Raw genomic sequence first — 25,425 nt, forward strand, 5'->3', positions numbered from 1 at the left:
TAGAAAGATGTTAGGATTATTAATAAGATTTCAATTAATTTCATTTTATCTAAAATTTTACACCTGTGGACAGAATTGAACAATTGAAAGAAAGTTTTGAACGATCTTCTGTGAGAAACCTATATAGTGCTGGTATCGTAAGTTTTAAGAAAGAAGAGTTGGTTATTGTAATAAATGAGCAACCGGCTTTCAAGCGTCCTTCAGGAGTATTTAACGGAGCTACTATTGCTGCAATGGTAGATACGGCTGCGGGTTTCTTATCGGCCGCACAATATCCAAACGATTCTTATATGGCTACTGTAGAATTAAAAGTCAACTACTTGCGGCCGGCATTTGGAGAAATGTTGCAAGCGGTAGCTACTTGTTTAAAAGCGGGTAAGCAGCTGGCAATTATCAGAGTGGAAGTATATGGCGTCAGCGAAAATGAAAAATCACATGTTTCAACAGCATTAGTAACGATGATGTGTACAAAAATCGGCAGAAATCAGTAATCTTGTATTAAGAGAAACATACATACGATAACTTAGCAATGATTAAATCGCAATAGAATGCAGATACTAGTGGTAGAAGATGATAAACGAATCAGTGACTTTCTAATCAAAGGATTGGAGGAAAACGGCTTTGTGGTTACACTATGCAAATCAGCGGAAGATGTATTGAATCAATACCTCGCAATTGATTGGGATCTTGTTATCGTAGATATTATGCTGCCGGGAATGGATGGAATTCAGCTGGTACAAACACTTCGTTTCAAAAAAGTATTTACACCAGTGCTGATGTTGAGTGCATTAAATACGGTACAGGATAAAGTAAGCGCATTGGATAGCGGAGCAGATGATTATATCGTAAAGCCTTTTCATTTCGATGAATTACTATCACGTATCAAGGCTTTGACAAGAAGAACGCACTATCATCAGAAAGAACCTGTGAGTTCTAATATTGAAATCGGTGACCTGATAATAGATCTTAATCAATATAAAGTATTTCAATCAGGTACAGAACTGGAACTTTCACCAAGAGAATTTAAACTGCTGTTGTATCTGGTAGAGAATATCGATAAAACAGTGACCAGAATACAAATATTGAATGCCGTTTGGGGGATAACTTTTGATAATCAGTCGAATGTTGTAGATGTTTATATCTCTTATCTGAGAAACAAAATTGAAAAGAATGGCAAAAAGTATATCCATACAATAAAAGGAGTTGGATATATGTTCAAAGATTAGATCATGAAACTTAAAAACAGATTTTCACTATTTGCTGTACTCATTTTCAGCGTTATCATTATTATCGCTTCGGCGGTAATTTATGTATCGTTTTATAAAAAAGTAGAAAGTCAGGAGTTTCAGTCATTAGAAAGTAAAACTTTACTAGCAGCTATATATTACCTGGAAAAAGACGAAATTCCCTCAAGTGAACATGAAAGTATTAAAAGTAAATTGCTGAAAACAATTTCAAGAAGTAATATTATTGTTTATGATTCACTGGGTAATCGCTTTGATGGCGAAATGCGAAATGATGTAAATATTCATCGCTCTTTTGTTGATTATGTAGCCAGAAACGGCACAGGGCGGTTTGAGTCGGATAAGTACTTTTATAGTGGTTTATATTATAACGACAATCAGGGAGATTTTGTGATTGTGACCAGAGAATCAAAAGAAGACTTTAATACGCAGATGACTTCTCTCCTGAATATTCTCACAATTGTTTCGATCAGTGGAGTTTTGTTGATCTTTATCTTTGCTCAGATTCTTGGAAATATAGCTTATAACCCGATCTTTAAGATTATCAGGCAAATTCAGGAAAGAGATTCAAAAAACTTTCATGAACCGATTGTGATTAATAAGTCTTATACTGAAGTAGAAACATTGGTGAATACTTATAATCATTTTGTTGAACGGATTGCCGAAACCTTTTCTGTTCAAAAAAACTTCATTGATTATGTTTCACATGAACTAAGAACTCCAATTACTGCTTTACTGGTAACAATGGATGTTACTAATCGTAAAGAGAGAACGAACGAGGAATATGAAGATGTCATCCGGAAGCTTAAACAATATACCATTGATCTGGAAGAAACATTAGAGCAGATGATGATTTTGTCTGGAGCCAATCAAACAATCGAAGTAGAAAAAATTCGTATTGATGAAGTGCTATGGCATATTATAGAAGAAGTAACGCAGCAAAAGAGAGCCCGTATTAATGTGAATATTGAAGTGGAAGACGAGTCGCTGTTCACTATTACAGGTAATGAAAAGCTTTTGCAGGTAGCAATTAATAATATCATAGGAAATGCAATCAAGTATTCAGATAATAAGCCAGTGAAAGTAGAGTTACTGGAAGAGAATAATAAATTAAAGATTCGTATACATGATGCCGGAATCGGTATTTCTGAAAAAGACCTGAGCAAAATTACTCAAAACTTTTACAGGGGCGAAAATACTCATTCATATCAGGGAAAGGGCATCGGATTGTCGCTGGCAAATATTATCTTCAAGCTTCATAAAATTGATATAAAAATCAGCTCAAACGGTGACGGAACGACGGTTTTGTTGTCGTTCTAATCTATTTCTAATCTACTTCAAAAATACCCTTAATCTTAGCCGGATAATTTTGCATAAAATATAGAAGGTGAAGATAAACGTTTTATTAGTTTTTTTATTGTTCTCCACGGGCATTGCTGCTCAAACGTATCCGGTATCGGCGCTTGAATCACGCTTTTTGGAAGTGAATGCTACTATTTTATCTAAAAAATATGATATTGAAAAGGCCGAAGCCGCCATTCAACAGGCAAGATATTGGCAAAATCCCAGCTTTTCTATCAGTGAGGTCAACTTATGGAAAAATTCATCCAGTGAAACGTTACCACATCTGATTGGTAACTATGGTGCTTACCAGCAATTCGCATTTGAATTGGAACAACTTATTGAAACTGCCGGAAAACGTCAGAAAAGAGTTGATATCAGGAAAACAGAAAAGGAAGTAGCTCAAATTGAATTCATTGAATTGTTAAGAGCGTTAACAAAAGAGTTTCGTACGACCATTCATCAGTTGAATATCCAGCAACATCAACTCCTGCAACTTATTTCTTTTGTGGAACTGTATGAATCAATGGCGCTGCAATATCAAAAACAATCAGCGGTTAATAATGTATCAAAGGCTGATTACCTCAGAATCAAATCAGAATTATCAAACGTAGAAAATGAATTGATTCAACTACAGTCTGCCCAAAACGCTACACTACACCAGTTAAGGGTTCTCACACAATTAAATGATTTGACGGTAGATCAGATCCTTTTTGATAAAGATCAGTTTAATCTTTTGTCGAAGGTCGGATTGGATGTAAAGTCAAGCGTACTAAAGAACAGTCTTGCTTTAAAAAAGCAGGAACTCGAACTGGAGCATGCTCATAAAGCATTAAAACTTGAAAAAGCTGAAAAAACGCCGGATTTAAACTTACAAGCCAATTATGACCGGGGCGGTAATATGATGAGAGACTTTGTGGGATTGGGAGTAAGCATTGATCTGCCGGTATTCAATAGGAATAAAGGCAACATCAAAGCTGCAGCATTAACTATTGAGCAGGAGAAGATGAATAAGAATGCTATTGAAATCGAATTGACGAATAACATTGAACGGTTGGTGGTACAGTTAGCGGGTTACGAAAAAGCATTGAACAGATGGCGAATTGATGAAACCGACGATCATGAAGCAATGTTGAATAATTATAAGAAACACCTTCAAACAAAACAGGTGACATTGATTGAGTTTATAGACTTTACCAGATCTTTTATGGAGGCACGAAATGCCTACTTCAGCCTTTTGACACAGTATTACGAAACATTTGAAGAAATCAATTACATCACCGGACAAGCGCTTTAATTATGAGAAAATATTCATTACTATATATACTTCCTTTATTAATATTAAATGCCTGTGCTGATGCGCCGGCAAATACAACTGCTGATGTAAAGCCATCTGCTTTCTGTTTAAATGATGAGTTAAAGAAATCAACTACCCTTTACCCTGTTAAATTATTGCCCGTTACGGAACAAATAACATTATCGGGAAAAATCGAGTATAATGAAAATGATCTGGTAGCATTCAGAAGTTTACTGGATGGGATTGTTGAGAAGGTAAATTTTGAACTAGGTGATTATGTGAAAAAGGGACAGGTATTGATTACAGTAAAATCGAATCAGGTTTTAGAGTTGTATCAACAGATGAATGTAAATGCCAATCAGGTTGATCTATTGCAAAAACAAGTGCAGACCAAAAAGGAGCTACTGGCAGACGGAATGATCTCTGCGCCGGAAGTAGTAGAAATGGAACACGAATTAATCAACGCAAAAAATGAACTGGAGCGTACCCGGAAAACATTACAAATGTTTAAGGCCGGTAGTGATGGCAACTATCAGATTATAGCGCCAAAGGATGGTTATATTATTCAAAAATCAGTGAGCCCCGGGCAAACTATTACAGACGACAGTGAAGCTTTATTTTCTATTTCAAACCTGAATCAGGTTTGGGCAATGGTGAATATTTATGCAAATAATTTAAAGTTTGTAAAAACCGGTGACCGCGTAAGAGTTAGAACGATTGCCTACCCGGATGTAATGTATAACGGAACCATTGATAAAATATATAATGTATTTGATGATAATGAACATGTGTTGAAAGCAAGAGTAGTTCTTGAAAATAAAAATTTAAACTTATTGCCAGGATTAGCCGCTGATATCATTATCAATAAGGGGGCATCAAGTGGTACTGCTTACGCGATACCCTCAGAAGCGAAAATATTTTACAATAACAAAAACTATGTAGTAATCTACAAAAACGACTGTGATTTGGACATCAGAAAAGTCACCATTGTTGCTCAAAATGAAGAACATATTTATGTGAAAGAAACTTTTGCCGAGAACGAACAGGTGATAGTTAAGAACGGATTGATATTATTTGAACAGTTAAATCATTAGTCTGATGCAGAAGTTAGTGCAAAAAATTGTAACCTTTTCTATAAGGAATACTACGTTTGTTTTGTTTGCAACCATTGCTATGCTGCTGTCTGGCATTTATCTCCTCAGGCATACTGCAATAGAGGCTTTTCCGGATGTAACCAATACGAGAGCGAGAGTGATTACCCAATGGCCGGGCAGAAGTGCTGAAGAAATAGAAAAAATGGTGACACTTCCTATTTCTAAAGTAATGAATAGTATTCCGAGAAAGTCTAATATCCGGTCTATTTCTTTATTCGGACTTTCTGTTGTTACTGTTCAGTTTGAAGATGGTGTGGAAGATTTCTATGCTCAACAGTATGTATCCAACAAACTCAACGGTGTGGAGTTACCTGAAGGTGCAGAAGCCTCCATCGAACCTCCTTCGGGTGCTACCGGTGAAATTTTCAGATACATTATCCGGAGCGACTTGCCTATTAAAGAAATTTCGGCAATACAAGACTGGGTCATAGAGCGTGAATTATTAAGTGTTCCCGGCGTGGCAGATGTGATCAGCTTTGGAGGAGAGGAGAAAATTTTTGAAATTAAAATTAATCCTACCGAACTTAAAAATTATGAACTAAGTCCTTTAGATGTATTTGAAGCGGTTTCAAAGTCAAATATAAATGTTGGAGGTGATGTGATTCAGCAAGGAGATCAGGCTTATGTGGTACGTGGTGTCGGATTACTTGATAATATAGCGGATATTGAAAGTATTACAGTAAAGTTAACGGGGTCTACTCCTATTTTAATAAAGAATGTAGCCGATGTGGTGGTTTCCGGCAGGCCTCGCCTCGGACAGGTCGGGTATAATGGAGATGATGATCTGGTACAGGGAATTGTAGTAATGCTCAGAGGTGAAAACCCCTCTGAAGTGATTAAACATCTGAAAGATAAAATTGAAGAACTGAATGAAAGAACATTACCCGATAACATAAAAATTGAAACGGTTGTAGATCGTACGAAACTCGTAGACAACACTGTAAAAACGGTTTCAAAAAATCTGATAGAAGGAATTCTTCTGGTTTCTATTATTGTTTTTGTTTTTCTGTATAACTGGAAGTCTACTATTATCGTAGCTTCTGTAATACCGCTGTCTTTTCTTTTTGCAATCATAATGTTGAAGATTCAGGGATTACCTGCTAATCTGATTTCAATGGGATCTTTAGATTTCGGATTGCTGCTGGAGGGTACATTGGTAATTGTTGAAACAGTCTTTGTTGCTTTAGCGGCGTTGTCGCATCAGGTAGGGCCTGAAAGATTTGCAAAGATGAGTAAAATGGGAGTGATTAAGAAAAGTGCTGGTAGCGTTGCTTCTTACATATTTTTTGCATTAATTATATTGATTGTTGCATTACTGCCTATTTTTTCTTTTCAGAAAGTAGAAGGTAAAATGTTTACTCCACTTGCATTTACACTAGGATACGCTTTGTTAGGGTCGTTGATTTTGAGCCTTACTTATGTACCTGCAATGTGTAAACTGCTTTTTACTAAAAATGTTCAGGAAAAGGAGAATTTTGTAACGAAATTTTTTCAGGGTTCAATTTTTTCCATACACGAGAAAACATTTAAACGGAAACGCCTGACAATTGGAATTTTCCTGGGTATTCTTGCTTTATGTGCATTTAAGTTCGCTCATTATGGATCTGAATTCTTACCTAAGCTGAATGAAGGAGCTATTTATATCAGAGCAACGCTGCCTAACAGCGTTAACCTGGAACAATCTACAAAGTTAACCAGGGAAATGAAAAAGATGATGATGGATAATTGTGACGAGATTGACTTTATCCTGACACAAACAGGCCGTCCAAACGATGGAACAGATCCCACCGGCTTCTTTAATATTGAGTTTAATGTTCAGCTGAAGGATGCCAAAGAATGGAAAAGAAAAGTTTCAAAGGAAGATGTAATTCAAGAATTGAGAGAAAAGCTAAATCACTATCCCGGAATTAATTTTGGGTTTAGTCAGCCGATTCAGGATAATGTAGAGGAATACGTAGCCGGTGTTAAAAGCTCTTTGGTAATAAAAATTTTCGGAAACGATCTTTACGATCTGGAAAAGTACGCCAACCAGGTAGCTGGCGCAATAGGTAAAGTGAACGGAGTAACCGATATCAATGTATATAAAAACATCGGTTTGCCCGAATTGCGTATTCAGTTGCATGATTCTAAAATGGCAAAGTATGGCGTGTTTACCTCAGATGTTCAGGCAGTAATTGCTATGACGATTGGCGGACAAGCTGCTACTAAGCTATACGAAGGGGATCGTCAGTTTGACGTTGTTCTGCGTTTTCAGGAATCTTACCGGAATACTCCGGAAAAGATTGCCAATATATTAATTCCTACCAGTAACGGACAAAATATTCCATTACAGGAAATTGCTACGATTGGTTATCATACTGGTCCGGCATTCATTTATCGTGAAGGAAATAGCAGATATATTGGTATTGGCTTTAGCATTGACGGCCGCGACTTAGGGAGTACTATTGCCGAAGCAAAATCGGTTGTGGAAAAAGAGGTAAAATTGCCGAAAGAAAGCTATATGGAATGGGCTGGTGAATTTGAGAGCAAAGAAAGGGCTACCAAACAATTGGCATTGGTTGTTCCAATTTCTTTAGTACTGATTTTATTGCTGTTATATTCAAACTTCGGTAATGTCAAAGATACTGCAATTGCTTCGCTTACACTGGCATTTGCATTTATTGGTGGTTTTCTATCGCTATGGGTTACAGGAACAATTTTTGGTATTTCAGCTGGTATTGGCTTTATAATACTCTTCGGAGTTGCTACTATTGATGGTATTGTATTGATTGGTGTAATACGCGAGAATATGAAAAAAAGAATGGAACTCAAAAAGGCAATTGAACAGGGTGTTCGAAGCAGAATCAGACCTGTAGTTATGATTGCATTAATGGGTTCAATGGGATTACTACCGGCAGCAATGTCAACAGGTATGGGATCGGAAATTCAAAAACCCCTGGCGATTATGATTGTAGGAGGTTTGTTGATTTGTTTAATTCTATCGTTTACCGTGCTTCCCGTTGTTTTTTACCTGGCCTATAGAAAGAAGTAAACGTTCGTTAAAAAGATTGTTTTTTTCGAGTCATGTATATGTTAAAAGAGGTTGATCTACGTGGGTAGACAACCTCTGTTTTTTATGAGAATTTTTCAACAACGCCTAGTCCGAACAAGGCAAAATCATACTTAGCCGGATCTTCCGGATCGAGCTTTTTCAGGTAATCTGTTAACTCAACCGCTGCCAACCAATCAGTTTGAGGACGATCGAGTAATTGAAATCGCTTCGCTACACGGGCAACGTGTAAATCAATCGGACAAATAAGCTGATGTGGTTTTATTTGTTGCCAGATGCCGAAATCTACCCCTCCATTATCTTTTCTTACCATCCACCTTAAATACATATTGATTCTTTTGCAGGATGATTTTCTGGCAGGAGTAGCAATGTGTTTGGTTGTTCTTTGAGGAACATATTCCAACGAAAAAAAATAGTTATAAAATCCCCGCAAAGCATTTTCTACATTCGTATCGCCTTTTTTCATCGAGCGTGTGAACGCATCTTCCAGCGAATCATACCGGAGGTAGTGTTGCTGTAAGAACTCAACAAAATAGAGTAAATCGGTATCATTAAAGGTGCGATGAACAAAACCTAATAGTTTTTCTCTGTCTCTTTCCTGATGTTGTGTAATGAATTGATGAGGTGCATTGTCCATACGTTTCATCAATTCTGTAGTTTTGTTAATAATAATACGACGATTACCCCAGGCAAAGATGGAGGCAAAAAAGCCGGAAATTTCCTTGTCTTGCTTAAGAGAAAACCTGTGAGGGATAGAGATAGGATCCCCTTTGATAAAATCGGGTTGATTGTATTGTTCTACTTTTTGATTAAGAAAGTTAATCAATGATTTTTTCTTCATAAAACTACAGAGAAACTACTTGTATACAACTCTTCCGCTTTTTTTAAAAGGGAAATGTAATGATGTTAAAAAGACTGTATCCTGAAGGATACAGTCTTTTTAATATTTAGCCAATAGCTTGATTCAGGTCTTCAATGAGATCTTCAACGTCTTCAATTCCTACACTTAACCGGATTAAAGAATCGGATAAACCATTTTTGATTCTTTCTTCTCTCGGAATAGAAGCGTGGGTCATGGTAGCCGGGTGGTTGATTAAAGACTCAACACCGCCAAGACTTTCTGCCAGTGCAAAAACTTTGGTAGAAGTCAGTACTCTTTTAACATTTGCGTCACTTTCGTCTTTTAGCGTAAAACTAATCATACCACCGAAATCACGCATTTGTTTTGCTGCAATAGCATATCCTGGAAAATCTTCAAATCCGCACCAGTAAACTTTACCGACCTTAGGATGAGATCTTAAAAAGTGAGCAACGGCTTTACCATTTTCACAGTGGCGTTGCATTCTTACATGTAAAGTTTTGATACCTCTCAGTACCAGAAAGCAATCCATTGGTCCGGGTACAGCTCCGCTGCTTTTTTGAATAAAGTAAAGTTGATCTCTTAATTTTTCATCATTAATAATAAGCGCGCCCTGTACAACATCGCTATGCCCGCTAAGGTATTTGGTAGCGGAATGTAAAACAATGTCACAACCTAAGTCTAAAGGATTTTGTAAATAGGGTGAGGCGAAAGTGTTATCAACACAGGTAATAATATTTTTTGCTTTAGCCAATTTTGCAATAGCCTCGATATCAGCTACGTTCAGGAGTGGGTTCGTAGGTGTTTCGATCCAGATAAGTTTAGTTTTATTGTTGATTACGTTTTCAATGTTTTTAAGCTCGAACATATCAACGAAGTGAAATTTAATTCCAAACTTTTCAAATATTTTAGTGAACAAACGGTACGTACCACCATACATATCATTTCCTGCAATCACTTCATCACCAGGAACCAATAATTTGAGTACGGCATCAGTGGCTGCTACTCCGCTGGAGAAGGCCAACCCAAACTTACCGTTTTCAATGGCTGCCAGTGCATTTTCCAACGCTGTACGGGTTGGATTTTGAGAACGGGCATATTCATATCCTTTATTATCACCGGGAGCAGCCTGTACGAACGTTGAAGTTTGATAGATCGGAGTCATAATTGCTCCGGTACTGGGATCGGGTTCAACCCCTGCATGTATAAATTTAGTACCTATTTTCATGATAATTATTTATTATAAAATACAAATATCGTTTATTTATTTTAAACCCGATTTCGACAAAAAAACACTTTCTGCTTGCACAATATCCCTTTTAACAGAACTTTTTGCTAAAAAAAGAAAAAGGCTGTAACATTCTTGAAGTGCAGTCTGGTATTGAGTTGTAGCAATTGCTTCGGGTGTTCGCTTCCGTTGAATTTTTAACATTTTTGTGAAATAATTATTAAATCACCCCCATTCATACATAAACACTTTTTTCATGTTGTTGCCGAAATTACTTTTGTGTTGAAATTATAGCCAAACAAAAAAAAATAAAGCCATGAAAAATTTTCAATTATTAATTATTGCCTTAATCACTTCGATTAGTGTTTTTGCAAATGAATCAGAAAAAACAGTAAAAGAAGCATTCAAAAGCGACTATGCGTCAGCTACAAATGCAGCCTGGAATAAAGACGGAGATTTATATTTAGTAAGTTTTGATGTAGACGGAGTAAAAGCAAAAGCTACTTATACAGAAGGTGGAGAAATGGTTCAGTTAATTCAGTACATTCCTGAAGAGCACTTACCAATGTATATCCGCAATGTGATTAAAAGTTCTTTAGGTAGTAAAAAAACCGTAAATGTTGTAACTACAATTTCTAACAAAGAAGGCACCAGCTATTTTGTAAGAATGGAAGATGCTAAAAACTGGTATTTATATAAAATAGATTCTTACGGTTACAGCGAAAGAGTTGAAAAATTCAAAAAAGCGTAAGCAAATTTTCAAGAAAAAAGGTATCCATTCGGATACCTTTTTCTTTTTATAAAGTTACAATGGGAAGATATACAATCGATTCATCCCATGCGATTACAAGATAATTTTCACCTTGTTCCTCTAAGAATTCCATTGTAAAAATCTCCTGAGCCTGAGTAAGTTTTTCAACCGGAAGGCTGACAGACAAATAATCTTGTGTTGAATCAATTTTCAATCCCCAGGTATATAAGTCTTTATTAAGCACAATCTTCCACTCTTTTTCTTGTGGAATACAATACATTACATATCGTCCTGCTTCTATGGTTTGTCCATTGATACTGGCTTGCTGAAAAAATTCTATTTCGGTAGCTTCATTTGCTCCCAGGCGCCAGGGTTTATCAAAAGGAATTACCTCTCCGAAGATAGTGCGTCCGTTTTTTTGCGGGCGCGAATAAATTACTCTACAGATAGGCTTACGATTATAATCCTGTTGAATTTTCAGCTTCGGATAGTCTACAGGTAAATAAATCATATCCATCGGAGACTGGTCAACTCCGTATTTCGCGAGCGATTGTATTACATTATTTTGTATAAATCTTTCGTTGGAGTTAGAACCTTGTTTACAAGCAAAGAGTGTAAAAAGTGAAATGACAAGCGGCAAATACTTCATGCAAAGAATTAAAATTTAATAGGTAAAGAAACTTTTGTTTTTTCCCATGCAAAGTTCAGGGTAACCTGTCCGTTTTCTTCTTTAAAGTATGCGCAAAGATTTTCTATATGCTGGTCAATAGCCTGCACCGGAACTTTTACTCTTACTACATCATGCTCCGGCTTGTAAGAGAATGCGCCCCAGCTATGTAAGTCGCTATTAATAATAATTTCCCAGTAATCTTTTTCTACAAGTGCAAAAATAGAATACTTTCCTTCTTTAACTTTTTTGTTGTTGATGGTAACCGGTTTGTAGAATTCAACTTCGGTATTTTCGTTGGCACCTACTCTCCATACTTTACCATACGGAATTAATTCACCGAAAATAGGTCGATTGTTGGCCTCAGGGCGGCTATATAAAAGTCTGGCAGATAAGGGCGCAATGTCAGGATTACGATTTTTTAACATCGGATAGTCGGCAGGGTAATAACTTACATCAAGCGGTGACTTATCCATTCTCGGAAATTCTGACTTAGGTGCGTTTTGGGAAAAGGCTAGCAAGGGGAGAGCAAACGCCAGTCCCATTATGAATCTTCTTAGCATGGCAAATTGGTTTGTTCCAAAAATACCAAATCTATTTTTTTAATCAGTCTATTTTTAGGATAATATCGTTTTTTTCAATCCATTTTAATGTGAAGTTTTTCAACTCGGGAAAGAAATAATCGTAGCATACTTTAAAGGTTTTGTATTCCTTTTGAAACAGTTCAAATGCCGGTTGATAATCGTCTATATAGGTAGCTCGTCTTGTTAGTCCTTGAAAACTAAATAGAACGCCGTTGAAAGTATGATAATTGAATAACCAGTTTTGTTTTTTCATGTGTTCGAAAACGATGGCAAACTTCGGATGGAAATGGTCTTTATTGATTTCAAGCAAATGGTAAGTTTTTTCACAAAACTGTTGTAACTCAAAGTCGGGAAATTCGTGTGCACTGGTGGCAAGAAAGTGATCGTACACTATATCTACAAATGCAGCACTGTAAAGTCGATAATACGGCTTAAAAATTTCTTTTGCATCTTTAGTGGCAACGTGATTATCAGTAAAATCGTCAATGGCACGATGCAGCCTGATACCCTGTTGAATTTCGGCAGGATATTGAAATTGTTGTTTTCCCTTTACAAAATCACTCATCATATTGCCAAGCAATAATGCCGGTTGATTGAATGATAAGTATGCGTGTGCCAGATAATTCACGATATAAAATTTTATGCAACCATAAATAGAAAATACAACAAATTCAAAATGAATGTTCTAATTAACTATGTTATAACTTAAAGTTAAGGCATAAAACAGCGAAAATCAATAGAAATCATTATTCTTTGTACATTTGTGCATCTTTCAAAAATATTTACAAATCATGAGTAAAGGACCAATTTCTCAGTTTATTGAACATCATTATCGTCATTTTAATGCTGCGGCTTTAGTAGATGCAGCAAAAGGTTACGAAACCCACTTATTAGAAGGTGGAAAAATGATGGTAACCCTTGCCGGTGCAATGAGTACTGCCGAATTAGGTGTTTCATTAGCTGAAATGATCCGTCAGGACAAAGTGCACATTATCAGCTGTACTGGTGCTAATTTAGAAGAAGATATCATGAATTTGGTTGCACATTCGCATTATAGAAGAGTCCCAAATTATCGTGATTTAACACCTCAGGACGAGTGGGAGCTTCTTGAGAAAGGTTTAAATCGTGTTACAGATACTTGTATCCCGGAAGAAGAAGCTTTCAGAAAAATTCAACATCACATTGAGAAACTTTGGAAGGATGCTGATGCTGCCGGAGAACGTTATTTCCCACATGAATTCATGTACAAGCTTTTGTTGAGTGAAGTAATGAAAGCAGATTACGAAATTGATCCTAAAGATTCATGGATGATTGCTGCTGCTAAAAAGAATATTCCGATTATTGTGGGTGGATGGGAAGACAGTACAATGGGTAATATCTTTGCTTCGTATGTTATTAAAAACGAAGTAAAAGCTACTACTATGAAAAGTGGTATCGAATACATGGTTTGGTTAGCCGACTGGTACCGTAACAATAGTGGCGGTAAAGGAGTTGGTTTCTTCCAGATTGGTGGTGGTATTGCCGGCGACTTCCCGATTTGTGTAGTTCCGATGATGTATCAGGATTTAGAGTGGCATGATGTTCCGTTCTGGAGTTATTTCTGTCAGATTTCTGATTCTACTACTTCATACGGTTCTTATTCAGGAGCGGTTCCGAACGAAAAAATTACCTGGGGTAAACTAGATATTCACACGCCTAAGTATATCGTAGAAAGTGATGCTACCATCGTAGCGCCATTGATTTTCGGTTATGTTTTGGGATGGTAATGGCTATCAGGAAATTTAACCATTAAGGAATTTAAGAAGCTTCTGCCGCTTCGCTTTGGCTCATTCTTTCATTTTCTTCCTATTTTCCATTACAATTTCAAACATAGTACGAATTAAGAAGAAAAGCTTTATACTATAAAAAAAGAGGGTTTCAAACCCTCTTTTTTATTTATGAACAACTGATTTTATTCACTCTGTTCTGATGCCTTCCGCCTTCGAAAGCTGTTGTGAGATAAGTCTCCAACATCTGCTCTGCATAAGGATATGCTACAAATCGCGCCGGAATACAAATAATATTTGCATCGTTATGTTGACGTATTAACCTGGCAACTTCAATATCAAAAGCTAATCCGGCTCTGATGCCCTGATGTTTATTAGCGGTGATGCATACTCCATTGGCACTTCCGCATAATAATACGCCCACCGTTGATTCTCCGCTTTCTACAGCTTTCGCTACCGGGTGAGCATAATCAGGATAATCCACAGACTGTAGTCCGTCTACCCCAAAATCTTTCACCTTTAAACCTTTTGAAGTTAACCACTCGATCAGTTTTGATTTATATTCAAATCCGGCATGATCGCTGCCTATTGCGATTGGTTTTGTTGAATCAAAGAATACGTTCATGATTGTGAAGTTTATTTAGCGTTCAGCCCATTTTTTTTGTTCAGCCGCATGCACTCTTTTAGAAATGGAGATACTGATTTCGTATAAAAATGCTAAAGGAATAAATACGATCATCTGGCTCATCCAGTCGGGAGATGGTGTAATAACGGCTGCCACCACTAAGATTCCAACGTATGCATACTTTCGGTAAGTGGCGAGAAACTTAGGGGTAATCAAACCTACTTTCGTTAGTACAAAAGATATAATCGGCAATTGGAATGCCAAACTGGACCCTAAAACTATATTCAGGATATTTTCTAAGTAATCGCTGATAGTCGGTTGTGTTACAATCATATGTACAGAACCGAGGTTATAGTTTAATAAGAAGCTAAAGGTAAAGGGAGCTAATAGGAAGTAGCCGAAGCAAACCCCTAAAAAGAAAAAGAAAGAGACCCAGAAAATAGCCCCACGCGAGCTTTTTAATTCTTTATCGGTTAAAGCGGGTTTTACAAATCTCCAGAACTCCCAGAATATATAAGGAAAAGCTATTACAAAACCTCCTGCAAAAGCAATGGTAATACTGGTCATAAACTCAGCCCCGAAGGTAATACCAATCATTTTCACATCTTTAGGAGGAGGTAAACAAAGTGATTCTCCCGCTCCGATCCACTGGCTAAAGTCACAAAGTGCTTTGTAGGTTACAAAGTTTGATTGCAGGGGTGCTGCAATAATATTATCCCAGATCCAGTCGATATTAATGAACATGACGATAGCGCCGACAATAATTGCCAACAACGATCGCATAATATGCCAACGTAACTGCTCGAGATGGTCGATAAACGACATCTCTCCGTCGTCCGGGTTTTTTCTAAAAAAGGGTAAAGCCATTCTTTTCTCTTAGCTATTTCTGTAATGCAGCAAAGTTAACATCATTCTTTAAAATGCTACGATAAAATCCGCAATTTTACGGTCTCAATTCGGGTATCACTTACACTTAACACCTCAAATTCGAAATTGTTAATGATAATGCGGTCTTTTAAGCTTGGAATGGTCTCGTGTTGGTTAATGATAAAGCCGGATAAAGTCTCTGAATCGTTCTCCGGAAACTCTAAATCATACTTTTCACTGAGGTAGTCTAATTCGAGCCTCCCTGAAAAAATGTATTCTCCGTCACTTAGTTTCTTTTCTTCCAGCTCTTCTACATCGTGTTCATCACGAATATCTCCAAATATCTCTTCCAACAGGTCTTCCATCGTCACGATACCTGCGGTACCTCCGAATTCGTCTACTACCCAGGCAATACTTTTACGTTCTTTTGAAAATTTATTAATGAGATCAGACACGCTCATACTCTCGGGGATGGCGGGTATTTCCTTAATAATATCCCTTAAGTCTTTAGGTTGTTTAAACAGGTCTAACTGGTGTATGTACCCGATAATCTGGTCTATATTATCTTTATAAACCACCAGTTTACTCAATTTGGTAGATACAAACTTCTGCCGTAATGTTTCTACGCTACTGTTTACTTCAATTGCTTCTATTTCTTTTCTTGGAACCAGACAGGTGCGTACTTTTATTTTAGGTAACGAAAGTGCATTATTAAAAAGATCGGCCTGCAATTCCTGAGAATGGTTGTACTCGAAGCCCGATTCTCTCACAAATGATTTAGTATCAATAATTAATAAGGCATCTTTCTTTTTGTCAATTTTGGTATCGAAAATGTAATTCAGAATAAAGCGTGAAATACTCACAAAGATTTCTGAGATCCAGCCAAAGAATAAAGATACAATTCTGATCATCCATAATCTAATCCCTGTCAGGTAAGAATCACTTTTCGGGCGAACCAGGGCAATTGGAATCATTCTGGTTAGAATAACAATCGAGAACCATGATAGTACGATTTCAAGTACTACGCGCACCGGTGCAATATAATTGATGGTGATCTGGTCAAAGTTGAAGTATCCCAATACGATATCCCAAAAAGCCGCTCCTAACAGAACGCTGACTATTAAAAAGAAGTTTTTTGATACAATCGTAAGCGCCATGAAATGTGCAGGATTATCCCACAACCTTCTCATGAACGTATTATGCCCCGAACCTTGTTTGTATTTCAATTCAAAACTCAGTCGGTCTGCAGAGGAATAGGCAATTTCTACTCCTGTAATAAATGCCATTAAAATAACGGCAATGATGATAGCAATGATCACAATTATACTCATAGGCGTCTTTAACGAATATAATAAAATTTAGGAATATCCCTTGTTAAATCCTAACTATCTAAAAACGAGTTGATTATAGACAATGTTTTGGTTCGGGCCTGTGTCAGGTCATCGTTTACAACAGTATGGTTGAAATGGTGCTTAAACGAGATTTCATAAGAAGCTTTATTCACTCTTGCTGCCAGGCTTTCCTTTGTTTCGGTGCCTCTGGATGCGAGTCTTCTCTCCAGTTCTTCTACTGAAGGCGGCTCAATAAAAATACTGAGAGTTTTTCCGGGATACATCTGTTGTACATGGATAGCACCTTTAACATCAATATCGAGAATCGGTGTTTTTCCCTGTGCCCAGATCCTGGATATTTCAGATTTCAATGTTCCGTAATATTTTCCTTCATACACCATTTCCCATTCAAGAAAGTCTTCTTTGCGAATTTTTTCCTGAAACTCTTCTACACTCATAAAGTAATATTCCACGCCATTTTTTTCTGTTCCCCGTGGTGATCTGGTGGCTGCAGATATAGAGAATGCCAGGTTTGGTAGTTGTTCAAGAAGGTAGGTGGTAATGGACGTTTTACCTGCTCCGGAGGGGGCTGTTATAATGATAATCTTTTGATGATTTTCCACTGTTGTCATTTTAAGATACACGAATGATTTCTGCACCCAGTGCATTCAGGCGTTGATCGATATACTGGTATCCTCTGTCGATCTGTTCAACATTCTGAATAATACTTTTTCCCTGTGCACTCATTGCCGCAATTAAAAGAGCTACCCCTGCACGAATATCAGGGCTCGACATGGTAATACCTCTTAATGGAGTTGACCTGCCTAAGCCGATGACTGCGGCGCGGTGTGGATCGCATAAAATGATCTGAGCTCCCATATCAATGAGTTTGTCTACAAAGAATAATCGGCTTTCGAACATTTTCTGGTGGATGAGTACACTACCTTTAGCCTGCGTAGCAACTACCAGTAAAATACTGAGTAAGTCGGGTGTTAAACCCGGCCATGGGTGATCGTATATATTAAGAACAGATCCGTCTAAGAAAGTTTGCACTTCATAAACATTCTGTTCCGGAATAAAAATATCATCGCCTCTGAATTCCATTTGAATACCAATCTGATTGAATTTGTTTGGAATAACACCCAGTTGGTCGATTCTGGCATTCTTAATGGTGATTTCGCTTTGTGTCATTGCAGCGAGTCCGATGAAAGATCCGATTTCAATCATATCCGGTAACATGGTATGGTCAGTACCTCCAAGGTAGCTGACGCCTTCAATATGAATCAGATTACTGCCGATGCCCGTAATTTTTGCGCCCATTCTGTTCAACATGTTACAAAGTTGTTGAATATAGGGTTCACAGGCGGCGTTATAAATAGTGGTAACACCTTCAGCCATAGATGCTGCCATAATAATATTAGCAGTACCGGTTACAGATGGTTCATCTAACAGAATATATGCACCTTTCAGATTGGGTGCCTGTAGTAAAAATGTACTGTCGTTTGTTTCATAACTGAACTGAACGCCCAGTTTTTCAAAACCAATAATATGTGTATCCAGCCTTCTTCTTCCGATTTTATCACCACCCGGTTTGGGAATATAAGCTTTTTTGAAACGAGCCAACAAAGGACCGGCTAACATTACAGAACCTCTTAACCGGCCAGACTGTTGTCTGAAGTCAAGCGAGTTTAAGTAATCAATATCGATATCATCTGCCTGAAAACTTGCACCAGAACCTGAAAGTCGTTGAACTTTAACGCCCATTTTTACCAATAATTCAATCAGCAGGTTTACGTCGAGGATATCCGGTATATTATTGATGATTATTTTTTCTGGTGTAAGTAAAACGGCACTGATAATTTGCAATGCTTCGTTTTTTGCTCCCTGAGGAATAATATCTCCTTTAAGTTTTTTTCCTCCGATAACTTCAAAATGCATAATAGAATGGTTGAACTGGCCTTTTAAAAAAAAAGTTGATCACAAAGATCAACTTTTTCTATGTTACTTATATCTTTTTTTATTGTACTTATTGTTGTTCGAATTGCGGTCGTTGTCTCTTCGATCGCGTCCATCGTTTCGCCCGTGATTGTTACTTCTTCCTCCCTGAAACTTACCGCCGCCGCTGCTGCTTCTTTTTCCTCTGTAATCGCCATAACCTCCGGTTCTTTCTCTGTTATCAGAAGCTCTGTGCTGGCGAACATAAGGGGTATTGGTAAAGGTTAGCTGCCCTTCTGTTAAGTTGGTTAATTCACTTTGAATAGCATCATCGTGAACAGTTTCTTTATGCCAGTTATTATAAGCAAGTTTCATGTAATAAGCTACTGCATTCGCAAAACCTTGTTTCTTTTCAGGGTTTTCTTCATTTAGTGCTTTATTCATTACCAGTTCGAGGTTCTTACCTAAATGCGAAAACTTAGGATAGCGCTTCGGATAAGGAAGCGGTTCCGGTCTCGCTTTTAATTTTTCACGCGTAGGGATGGGATAAGGAGAATCCACATCTATTTTGAAATCTGAGATCAGGAATAAGTGATCCCACAGTTTATGACGGAAGTCTTCAACATTTTTAAGGTGGGGGTTTAAGAACCCCATCAACTCAATAACTGCATAGGCATTCTTCTGACGCACAGCCCTATCCTCAATAGTTAAAAGATATTCAACCATTTTCTGAATATGACGACCATACTCGCGCATTACCAGTTCATTTCTGGTAGTGTTATACTCCATGTCTGAAAAATTATACATAGAAACAAAGGTAATAAATGTAAACTATTTAAAACAAAAAAGACCCGCAAGCCGGGTCTTTTTGTTGTTTCGGGATTTTCTTAATTACTTATATAAACTTTAGTAACGAATGTTTCTGATTGATTAACGTTGGAAATACGTAAATAGTATAATCCGTTGGCTAATTTTGGAATTTTTAACAAATAATTGCTCTGGCCGGCAAATCTGAGGGCCTGCTGATATACGATTTGTCCGCTTAAACCAATTAATTCGGCCTTGTACTGACCATTCAGGGGTTCAGTGAAAGAAAGGGAAATCTGTTCTTTAGCCGGGTTAGGGCTTACCTGAACTGTACTGTGTTTTGGAGCCACAGATTGAATTACCTTGATGGCTGAATAAACGGTTTTTGCATTAGGGTTTGTCATTTTAATGCGTATATATACCTGACTCCACTGAACTCCTTCTATTAAATATTCATATTGATCATTCAAACCATTTCCCGGCACTGCGTCAAGGATTGCCACATCAACAAAGGTGTTACCGTCTTTGGATATTTGAATAATATATTGATTTTGTGCATTTTCGGAAGTGTTTGACCAGTTGAGTTTGATTCCGCCTACTGTTTTTTGTGCAGAAAAGTCTTTAAGGTCTTCGTTTAAAAGGGTGTTAGGACACCAGCTCACACTCACACGGAATTCGCCCCATGATTCGGTAGAAACCACCTGTTCGTAGTTTACGCCACCCAGAATGGAGTTTACGCCGCCCGAAAACTCAAAAACCATCTCAGCACTGTCGGTTCCCATAAAAAATGAAGGATTGATCGCCTGGCTGAAAACAGAATGCTGATCGAGTGCCATCGTATCCGGGCCGAATAGTTGCGAATCTGCAGAATCTCCGTAAGCTGCGAGGTTGACATTCGTCAGCATACTGGGGTAATATTTAATGTAAGTGTCTGAATGAGAGGCTCCTCCAATAGTTAAGCTGGGGTTCACGTTATACATGAAACGGTAGCTTTTCGGAATACTTTCTTTGTTTCGAACGTAGATAGATGATAAAAGTGTAAAGTTGTAATCAACATTGACACAAGTTACGTGACCGTCTTCCGGGTTAAATTTCGGTACTTTAATAACGTTTGTAGAAAAGTTATTAACCGGAAGCTGAATGGTATAATTAATGGTTCCACCTTCGGTGGGGCTGCTACAAGCACACTGAGCCCTCGCAAGGCCTGGTGCCGCACATAGTGCTAATAGCAAAAAAGTTTTAGCCAGGGTGTTCATATGAACAATTTTGGGATTAATTACTGTTTTTCCTAGATCGGGATTAATGTTATAAGTGGAAATATATATGCCTGATATTCAATTTGTTGAAAATTAAAGCCAAGCATTATAAATTCTACTAATATTAATAACGTGATTTTTTCAATTTTATTGAAAAGCCTTAGATAAAATGTAATTTTGCAAGCTCAAACCAAAGAATAATTAGAAAATCAATATGAAAAAGTCAACAATTACAATTAATGTATCGCTGGATGAGCAAAAAGTTCCTGAGAACATTACCTGGAATGCAACCGACAGTACTGCGGATGTTGATCGTACGGCAAAAGCATTAATGTTATCGTTTTGGGATGGTACTGATAAAACAGCGCTGAGAATGGATTTATGGACGAAAGAAATGATGGTGGATGAGATGGCTGATTTTTATTATCAGACATTCATGACGATGGCAGAAACTTTCGGCAGAGCTACAAGACAAGAAGCTTTAGTACAGAAGATGAAAGAATTTGCGAAAGATTTCTATACTCAGTTCAAAGAAGAGCAATTAAAAGAGAATAAAGCATAACTTTAGAATATGAGCTTAGAACAAAAAATCATGGGGTCGTTAAAGACTGCCATGTTAAATAAAGATGAAGTTGCATTGAGAAGTTTACGGGCGATCAAGTCAGCTATTCTTCTTGCGAAAACCGATGGAACTCATAAAGAGTTAACAGAAGCAGACGAAGTGAAGCTGTTACAAAAGCTGGTAAAGCAACGCAAAGATTCTCTGGCCATTTATGAACAGCAGAACCGGGCTGATCTGGCAAAAAAAGAGGAAGAGGAAATTGCTGTGATTGAACAATATTTACCTGCTCAGATGAGTGAGGAAGAACTAACGGCGGCGATTAAAGAAATTATTACTTCCGTTGGCGCTACTTCACCGGCAGACATGGGTAAAGTAATGGGTGCTGCAACAAAAGCATTAGCGGGGAAAACCGATGGCGGAGCTATCAGTGCAGTTGTGAAATCATTGTTGAGCCAGCCAAAATAATATGTGGATTGATATATTATATATCTTAGTCATTATCATAGCCATTGTTAATGGTTATAAAAACGGATTTATAGGAGCAGTGCTGTCAACTTTTGGTGTTATTATCGGGTTGGCCGCTGCTCTTAAAATGTCTGCCGTTATTGCAAAAATGCTGGGCGAACATACCAGTGTGAATGCTAAATGGTTGCCATTCATTGCGTTTGCGTTAGTTTTTCTATTGGTGATGTTAGGAGTAAAAATTCTGATTAAGGCAATTGAAACCACTATGTCAACGTTGATGATAGGGTGGGCAAACAGAATCATGGGGATGCTGTTATATGCATTTATATATACTGCTTTTTTTAGCGTAGCTATTTTTTATTATATAACAGTAAGTAGCCGTAATATTGCGGAACTTTCATCAAGATCACTTATTTTGCCGATGGTAATTGATTTTGCCCCCTGGATTTTGGACACATTATCAGGAATATTACCTTTTTTGAAAAGTTCTTTTGAAGAATTACAGGAATTTTTTGGAAATTGGTCCCATAAACTTGAATCTCAGGTAGATTAGAATTTTAAAAGGAAATATGAGCAATTCATGAATTTTTTTATAGTTCTTGTAAAACCTATCTGAAAATTCAAACAAAACATTTATTTTAGCGAATCAGAGAACGACTAGAACCGAATATAAACCGATGAATTACGAGATCAAACAAGTGGATAAATTCAAATTTATTGAAGAAGGTGAGGGTGAACCGTTGATTTTGTTGCACGGTTTATTTGGGGCATTGAGTAACTTTAACGGATTAATTGAATACTTCCGCCATCATTATAAGGTAGTAGTACCAATGCTTCCATTGTTAGAAATGGATTTGCTGCATACTTCTGTAGGAGGACTACAGAAATATGTTCATAAATTCATTGAGCACTTCGATTACAAAAATGTGCATATTCTCGGTAACTCCCTTGGCGGTCACGTTGCTTTAGTGCATATATTAAAACATCCCGAAAGAATCAAATCGCTTACGTTAACAGGCAGCTCAGGGTTGTTTGAAAATGGAATGGGTGATACTTATCCCAAAAGAGGCGATTATGAATATATCAAGAAAAAAACTGAAGTTACTTTCTACGATCCGGCTGTTGCCACCAAAGAATTAGTAGATGAAGTTTTTGAAACAGTGAATAACCGCTTACAGGTTATTAGAATTTTAGCTCTTGCAAAAAGTGCTATCAGAAATAATCTGGGTGAAGAATTACGCCAGATCACGGCTCCAACCTTACTGATTTGGGGAAATAATGATACTATTACCCCTCCTTTTGTGGGCAGAGAATTTCAAAGACTCATTCCTAACAGCGAACTGCACTTTATAGATTTATGCGGACATGCCCCAATGATGGAGCGTCCTGATGAATTCAACCAGATTTTGCATAAATTTTTACAAAATTTACCACCTACAGCAGCGTAAGCTTGAGAAATTACGTCTATATTTATAGCAGGTAAGGTGTTTGTATATATATTACAAACCCAAACTATTCATATAAATGTTTTCTTTTGCTAAACAAAGAATTGATATCATCTAATATTCCGACTCTTCACTATCAGGATACTGTTGGTGAAGCGCTTTTGCTGATGCAGGAGTCGCATTTGTCACAGTTACCGGTAGTAGACGATGACAAATATCTTGGAGTAGTGTTTGAAGAGGATCTGCAAAAAAATTCTCAGGAACAAACGCTGCAAGGTAGTAATATCCGTTTGTCAAAAGTGATGGTTCCTGCACATACTTATTATCTGCAGGCTGTACAGGTAGCTTTAGATTACCGGATAGCAATAGTTCCTGTTGTGGAAAATGAAGAATTAGTAGGCGTTATTAATCAGGTTGATTTATTAACCGAGCTTGGCAGGCAAACCGGCGTACAGGATCCCGGTGGTGTGATAGTACTGGAGATGGACTCTATTAATTTCTCTTTTTCTGAAATCAGCAGACTTGTTGAAACCAACGATGCACAAATTACACAGTTAAATACGTTCAGACAATCTCAACCTCCTTCTTTACTTGTGGTATTAAAAGTTAATACTATTGAGATTTCTACTATTGTTGCAACTTTCCAACGTTATGATTACAAAGTAAAATATTATTTTGGAGAAGAACGCTATGTGAACCAGCTGAAGTCTAATTTAGATCATTTGATGAATTACCTGAACTTATAGTTCTGTTTTACTTTGGATCAATTTTGGCGTTGCAATCTCTTTATGCTAAAAAAACTATTATACCTATCCGTTATATTGATAACGCATAACCTCGTTTATGCACAGGATACTATACCCCCTGATTTAAATATAGCCGATCAGAAGTTCGTGATCCGGAATATCAGAATAGAAGGCAATAAAAAAACAAAAGGATATATCATTGAAAGAGAAATTCCTTTTAAAACAGGTGATGCTTTTACACTCGATGAGTTAGTAAAAAAGTTTGATACTGCAAGAATGCAATTAACTAATACACTGCTTTTTCACAATTCCTTCCTTGCAATGGACTCTCTGAAAAACGACTCTATCGATGTGTTAGTAAGCGTAAAAGAACGATGGTATATTTTTCCCATTCCTTATTTGCAACCTGTTGACCGTAATTTCGCAGAATGGAGAAATCAGGGCCTTGGATTAGATCGTTTAAAATATGGCCTGAAGTTTACTTACAATAATTTTAGCGGTAGAAATGATAAGCTCAAAGTATGGTTGATAACCGGCTATACTAAACAATTTCAGATACAATACGAGCAGCCTTATTCAGATCCAACACTCAAACATGGCTTTAAAGTAGGATTTGCGTATGCGCATAATGCCGAAGTAAACTATATGACCGATGGCAATAAACTTCAGTTTGTAGATACGACACCTTTTGGAAAAAAGAAATGGTATGCCCATATCGATTATCTGTATCGCCCAGGTTTAAGAACTTATCACTCTTTACGGCTTTCTATAAATGGTGAACATATAGATGACGAAATATTTGCATTAAATCCTAATTATCTCAACGGCGAAAAGAAAGTAATTTATCCCGAGTTAAAATATAATTTTAAATTTTACGGTGTAGATTATATCTATTACCCGCTGAAAGGTTGGCTGGTAGAAGGTAATTTCATTAAAAGGGGCATTTCTTCGCCGGTAAACATGTGGCAGATCGATGGCAGGGCTACCTATACACAACCGTTGAAGAATAAATTTTATTTACAATGGCAGGGGTATTTTTTAGGCAGGTTACCCAATGAGCAACCTTATTATAATGTTGGAATGATGGGATTTGGAGATTTTTACCTGAGGGGCCTCGAAAATTATGTGGTTGATGGCCTGGCAGGAGCTTTATCCAGGCAAACCGCTATCAGGCAGATTGTTGAATTCAGTATTCCTAATTTGCTGAAGAAAAAAACCATTGAAAGGGTGCCTTTCAGAATTTTTGCACGTGTTTATGGCGACCTTGGCTATGGATATAATAAAGTTAATATAAATAATTTGCTGAATAATAAGCTATTATATACTACTGGAGTAGGGTTGGATATTACAACATTTTATGATTTTGTTTTCCGGTTAGATTATAATATTAACCAGTTAGGCCAAAAGGGCTTATTTTTACACGTAAGAAACGATTTTTAGGTTATC

26 protein-coding genes are annotated in these 25,425 nt (G+C 37.2%); 14 read left to right on the forward strand and 12 right to left on the reverse strand.

The window, feature by feature from the left end:
* The first annotated feature begins 65 nt into the window (after nt 1-65).
* The 6 genes from D9O48_RS08070 (at nt 66) to D9O48_RS08095 (ending at nt 8,067) form a co-directional block, all read left to right on the forward strand.
* Nucleotides 66-491 carry a PaaI family thioesterase gene (locus D9O48_RS08070; protein WP_126972438.1) on the forward strand — a complete coding sequence of 142 codons (426 nt, stop codon included), beginning with the start codon at nt 66-68 and terminating at the stop codon, nt 489-491.
* Between the two features lie 57 nt (nt 492-548).
* On the forward strand, nt 549-1,226 hold the full coding sequence (locus D9O48_RS08075) for a response regulator transcription factor (RefSeq protein WP_126972439.1): 678 nt from the start codon (nt 549-551) through the stop codon (nt 1,224-1,226).
* A 3-nt stretch (nt 1,227-1,229) separates the two neighbouring features.
* The gene (locus D9O48_RS08080; RefSeq protein ID WP_126972440.1) at nt 1,230-2,564 is read left to right on the forward strand and encodes a sensor histidine kinase; all 1,335 of its coding nucleotides are present in this window, start codon (nt 1,230-1,232) and stop codon (nt 2,562-2,564) included.
* 67 nt (nt 2,565-2,631) lie between these two features.
* Nucleotides 2,632-3,882 (forward strand): TolC family protein, encoded by a 1,251-nt coding sequence (locus D9O48_RS08085; RefSeq protein WP_126972441.1) that lies wholly within the window; start codon nt 2,632-2,634, stop codon nt 3,880-3,882.
* Nucleotides 3,883-3,884: 2 nt separating this feature from the next.
* Nucleotides 3,885-4,976, forward strand: coding sequence for an efflux RND transporter periplasmic adaptor subunit (locus tag D9O48_RS08090; RefSeq protein ID WP_126972442.1), 1,092 nt, complete (start codon nt 3,885-3,887; stop codon nt 4,974-4,976).
* A gap of 4 nt (nt 4,977-4,980) precedes the next feature.
* Nucleotides 4,981-8,067, forward strand: coding sequence for an efflux RND transporter permease subunit (locus D9O48_RS08095; RefSeq protein ID WP_126972443.1), 3,087 nt, complete (start codon nt 4,981-4,983; stop codon nt 8,065-8,067).
* 82 nt (nt 8,068-8,149) lie between these two features.
* On the opposite strand, the gene D9O48_RS08100 is transcribed toward D9O48_RS08095, so the two are convergent.
* Nucleotides 8,150-8,926: a TIGR02757 family protein gene (locus D9O48_RS08100; RefSeq protein WP_126972444.1), complete on the reverse strand. Its 777-nt coding sequence runs from the start codon at nt 8,924-8,926 to the stop codon at nt 8,150-8,152.
* A gap of 106 nt (nt 8,927-9,032) precedes the next feature.
* Nucleotides 9,033-10,172, reverse strand: a complete 1,140-nt coding sequence (locus tag D9O48_RS08105; protein ID WP_126972445.1) for a cystathionine gamma-synthase — start codon at nt 10,170-10,172, stop codon at nt 9,033-9,035.
* A 316-nt stretch (nt 10,173-10,488) separates the two neighbouring features.
* Here D9O48_RS08105 and D9O48_RS08110 point away from each other — a divergent pair, with 316 nt between their 5' ends.
* Complete coding sequence (locus D9O48_RS08110; protein ID WP_126972446.1) at nt 10,489-10,923, forward strand: hypothetical protein; 435 nt, start codon at nt 10,489-10,491, stop codon at nt 10,921-10,923.
* A gap of 46 nt (nt 10,924-10,969) precedes the next feature.
* Here D9O48_RS08110 and D9O48_RS08115 read toward each other — a convergent pair whose 3' ends face one another.
* Genes D9O48_RS08115 through D9O48_RS08125 form a run of 3 tightly spaced genes read right to left on the reverse strand, consistent with a single transcriptional unit; the run spans nt 10,970 to nt 12,802 of the window.
* Complete coding sequence (locus D9O48_RS08115; protein ID WP_126972447.1) at nt 10,970-11,572, reverse strand: DUF2911 domain-containing protein; 603 nt, start codon at nt 11,570-11,572, stop codon at nt 10,970-10,972.
* A gap of 8 nt (nt 11,573-11,580) precedes the next feature.
* On the reverse strand, nt 11,581-12,153 hold the full coding sequence (locus tag D9O48_RS08120; protein WP_126972448.1) for a DUF2911 domain-containing protein: 573 nt from the start codon (nt 12,151-12,153) through the stop codon (nt 11,581-11,583).
* A 43-nt stretch (nt 12,154-12,196) separates the two neighbouring features.
* Nucleotides 12,197-12,802, reverse strand: coding sequence for an acyl carrier protein phosphodiesterase (locus D9O48_RS08125; RefSeq protein ID WP_126972449.1), 606 nt, complete (start codon nt 12,800-12,802; stop codon nt 12,197-12,199).
* A 163-nt stretch (nt 12,803-12,965) separates the two neighbouring features.
* Between D9O48_RS08125 and D9O48_RS08130 the strand changes: the two genes are divergently transcribed.
* The gene (locus tag D9O48_RS08130) at nt 12,966-13,940 is read left to right on the forward strand and encodes a deoxyhypusine synthase family protein (RefSeq protein WP_126972450.1); all 975 of its coding nucleotides are present in this window, start codon (nt 12,966-12,968) and stop codon (nt 13,938-13,940) included.
* A 169-nt stretch (nt 13,941-14,109) separates the two neighbouring features.
* On the opposite strand, the gene rpiB is transcribed toward D9O48_RS08130, so the two are convergent.
* From rpiB to D9O48_RS08165, 7 genes are all read right to left on the reverse strand, one after another.
* On the reverse strand, nt 14,110-14,565 hold the full coding sequence (gene rpiB, locus D9O48_RS08135; RefSeq protein ID WP_126972451.1) for a ribose 5-phosphate isomerase B: 456 nt from the start codon (nt 14,563-14,565) through the stop codon (nt 14,110-14,112).
* A 15-nt stretch (nt 14,566-14,580) separates the two neighbouring features.
* Nucleotides 14,581-15,432, reverse strand: coding sequence for a twin-arginine translocase subunit TatC (gene tatC, locus D9O48_RS08140; RefSeq protein WP_126972452.1), 852 nt, complete (start codon nt 15,430-15,432; stop codon nt 14,581-14,583).
* 56 nt (nt 15,433-15,488) lie between these two features.
* Complete coding sequence (locus D9O48_RS08145; RefSeq protein ID WP_126972453.1) at nt 15,489-16,763, reverse strand: hemolysin family protein; 1,275 nt, start codon at nt 16,761-16,763, stop codon at nt 15,489-15,491.
* A gap of 50 nt (nt 16,764-16,813) precedes the next feature.
* Entirely contained in the window at nt 16,814-17,395 is a 582-nt protein-coding gene (gene gmk / locus D9O48_RS08150) for a guanylate kinase (protein ID WP_233589212.1), read from the reverse strand.
* 1 nt (nt 17,396) lies between these two features.
* On the reverse strand, nt 17,397-18,701 hold the full coding sequence (gene murA / locus D9O48_RS08155) for a UDP-N-acetylglucosamine 1-carboxyvinyltransferase (RefSeq protein ID WP_233589213.1): 1,305 nt from the start codon (nt 18,699-18,701) through the stop codon (nt 17,397-17,399).
* A gap of 63 nt (nt 18,702-18,764) precedes the next feature.
* On the reverse strand, nt 18,765-19,487 hold the full coding sequence (locus D9O48_RS08160; RefSeq protein ID WP_126972456.1) for a DUF4290 domain-containing protein: 723 nt from the start codon (nt 19,485-19,487) through the stop codon (nt 18,765-18,767).
* A 98-nt stretch (nt 19,488-19,585) separates the two neighbouring features.
* On the reverse strand, nt 19,586-20,761 hold the full coding sequence (locus tag D9O48_RS08165; protein ID WP_126972457.1) for a T9SS type A sorting domain-containing protein: 1,176 nt from the start codon (nt 20,759-20,761) through the stop codon (nt 19,586-19,588).
* A gap of 214 nt (nt 20,762-20,975) precedes the next feature.
* On the opposite strand from D9O48_RS08165, the gene gldC reads away from it, so the two are divergent.
* The 6 genes from gldC (at nt 20,976) to D9O48_RS08195 (ending at nt 25,419) form a co-directional block, all read left to right on the forward strand.
* A complete protein-coding gene (gldC, locus tag D9O48_RS08170) occupies nt 20,976-21,323 on the forward strand; it encodes a gliding motility protein GldC (protein ID WP_126972458.1) in 348 nt (115 codons plus the stop codon).
* Nucleotides 21,324-21,332: 9 nt separating this feature from the next.
* On the forward strand, nt 21,333-21,788 hold the full coding sequence (locus tag D9O48_RS08175; protein ID WP_126972459.1) for a GatB/YqeY domain-containing protein: 456 nt from the start codon (nt 21,333-21,335) through the stop codon (nt 21,786-21,788).
* A gap of 1 nt (nt 21,789) precedes the next feature.
* On the forward strand, nt 21,790-22,341 hold the full coding sequence (locus D9O48_RS08180; RefSeq protein ID WP_126972460.1) for a CvpA family protein: 552 nt from the start codon (nt 21,790-21,792) through the stop codon (nt 22,339-22,341).
* 124 nt (nt 22,342-22,465) lie between these two features.
* Entirely contained in the window at nt 22,466-23,236 is a 771-nt protein-coding gene (locus D9O48_RS08185; RefSeq protein WP_126972461.1) for an alpha/beta fold hydrolase, read from the forward strand.
* Nucleotides 23,237-23,322: 86 nt separating this feature from the next.
* Complete coding sequence (locus tag D9O48_RS08190) at nt 23,323-23,979, forward strand: CBS domain-containing protein (RefSeq protein ID WP_126972462.1); 657 nt, start codon at nt 23,323-23,325, stop codon at nt 23,977-23,979.
* Between the two features lie 42 nt (nt 23,980-24,021).
* A complete protein-coding gene (locus D9O48_RS08195; protein ID WP_126972463.1) occupies nt 24,022-25,419 on the forward strand; it encodes a POTRA domain-containing protein in 1,398 nt (465 codons plus the stop codon).
* Nucleotides 25,420-25,425: the final 6 nt, after the last annotated feature.

The organism is Gynurincola endophyticus (genome assembly GCF_003991195.1).
GTDB lineage: Bacteria > Bacteroidota > Bacteroidia > Chitinophagales > Chitinophagaceae > Gynurincola > Gynurincola endophyticus.

What these genes read in the sequence shown, in the direction of transcription:
- D9O48_RS08075 (WP_126972439.1), top strand. Translation starts at nt 549, where the DNA reads ATGCAGATACTAGTGGTAGAAGATGATAAACGAATCAGTGACTTTCTA.
- D9O48_RS08080 (WP_126972440.1), top strand. Translation starts at nt 1,230, where the DNA reads ATGAAACTTAAAAACAGATTTTCACTATTTGCTGTACTCATTTTCAGC.
- D9O48_RS08090 (WP_126972442.1), top strand. Translation starts at nt 3,885, where the DNA reads ATGAGAAAATATTCATTACTATATATACTTCCTTTATTAATATTAAAT.
- D9O48_RS08095 (WP_126972443.1), top strand. Translation starts at nt 4,981, where the DNA reads ATGCAGAAGTTAGTGCAAAAAATTGTAACCTTTTCTATAAGGAATACT.
- D9O48_RS08100 (WP_126972444.1), bottom strand. Translation starts at nt 8,926, where the DNA reads ATGAAGAAAAAATCATTGATTAACTTTCTTAATCAAAAAGTAGAACAA.
- D9O48_RS08105 (WP_126972445.1), bottom strand. Translation starts at nt 10,172, where the DNA reads ATGAAAATAGGTACTAAATTTATACATGCAGGGGTTGAACCCGATCCC.
- D9O48_RS08110 (WP_126972446.1), top strand. Translation starts at nt 10,489, where the DNA reads ATGAAAAATTTTCAATTATTAATTATTGCCTTAATCACTTCGATTAGT.
- D9O48_RS08115 (WP_126972447.1), bottom strand. Translation starts at nt 11,572, where the DNA reads ATGAAGTATTTGCCGCTTGTCATTTCACTTTTTACACTCTTTGCTTGT.
- D9O48_RS08120 (WP_126972448.1), bottom strand. Translation starts at nt 12,153, where the DNA reads ATGCTAAGAAGATTCATAATGGGACTGGCGTTTGCTCTCCCCTTGCTA.
- D9O48_RS08130 (WP_126972450.1), top strand. Translation starts at nt 12,966, where the DNA reads ATGAGTAAAGGACCAATTTCTCAGTTTATTGAACATCATTATCGTCAT.
- rpiB (WP_126972451.1), bottom strand. Translation starts at nt 14,565, where the DNA reads ATGAACGTATTCTTTGATTCAACAAAACCAATCGCAATAGGCAGCGAT.
- tatC (WP_126972452.1), bottom strand. Translation starts at nt 15,432, where the DNA reads ATGGCTTTACCCTTTTTTAGAAAAAACCCGGACGACGGAGAGATGTCG.
- D9O48_RS08145 (WP_126972453.1), bottom strand. Translation starts at nt 16,763, where the DNA reads ATGAGTATAATTGTGATCATTGCTATCATCATTGCCGTTATTTTAATG.
- gmk (WP_233589212.1), bottom strand. Translation starts at nt 17,395, where the DNA reads ATGACAACAGTGGAAAATCATCAAAAGATTATCATTATAACAGCCCCC.
- murA (WP_233589213.1), bottom strand. Translation starts at nt 18,701, where the DNA reads ATGCATTTTGAAGTTATCGGAGGAAAAAAACTTAAAGGAGATATTATT.
- D9O48_RS08160 (WP_126972456.1), bottom strand. Translation starts at nt 19,487, where the DNA reads ATGGAGTATAACACTACCAGAAATGAACTGGTAATGCGCGAGTATGGT.
- D9O48_RS08165 (WP_126972457.1), bottom strand. Translation starts at nt 20,761, where the DNA reads ATGAACACCCTGGCTAAAACTTTTTTGCTATTAGCACTATGTGCGGCA.
- gldC (WP_126972458.1), top strand. Translation starts at nt 20,976, where the DNA reads ATGAAAAAGTCAACAATTACAATTAATGTATCGCTGGATGAGCAAAAA.
- D9O48_RS08175 (WP_126972459.1), top strand. Translation starts at nt 21,333, where the DNA reads ATGAGCTTAGAACAAAAAATCATGGGGTCGTTAAAGACTGCCATGTTA.
- D9O48_RS08180 (WP_126972460.1), top strand. Translation starts at nt 21,790, where the DNA reads ATGTGGATTGATATATTATATATCTTAGTCATTATCATAGCCATTGTT.
- D9O48_RS08185 (WP_126972461.1), top strand. Translation starts at nt 22,466, where the DNA reads ATGAATTACGAGATCAAACAAGTGGATAAATTCAAATTTATTGAAGAA.
- D9O48_RS08195 (WP_126972463.1), top strand. Translation starts at nt 24,022, where the DNA reads ATGCTAAAAAAACTATTATACCTATCCGTTATATTGATAACGCATAAC.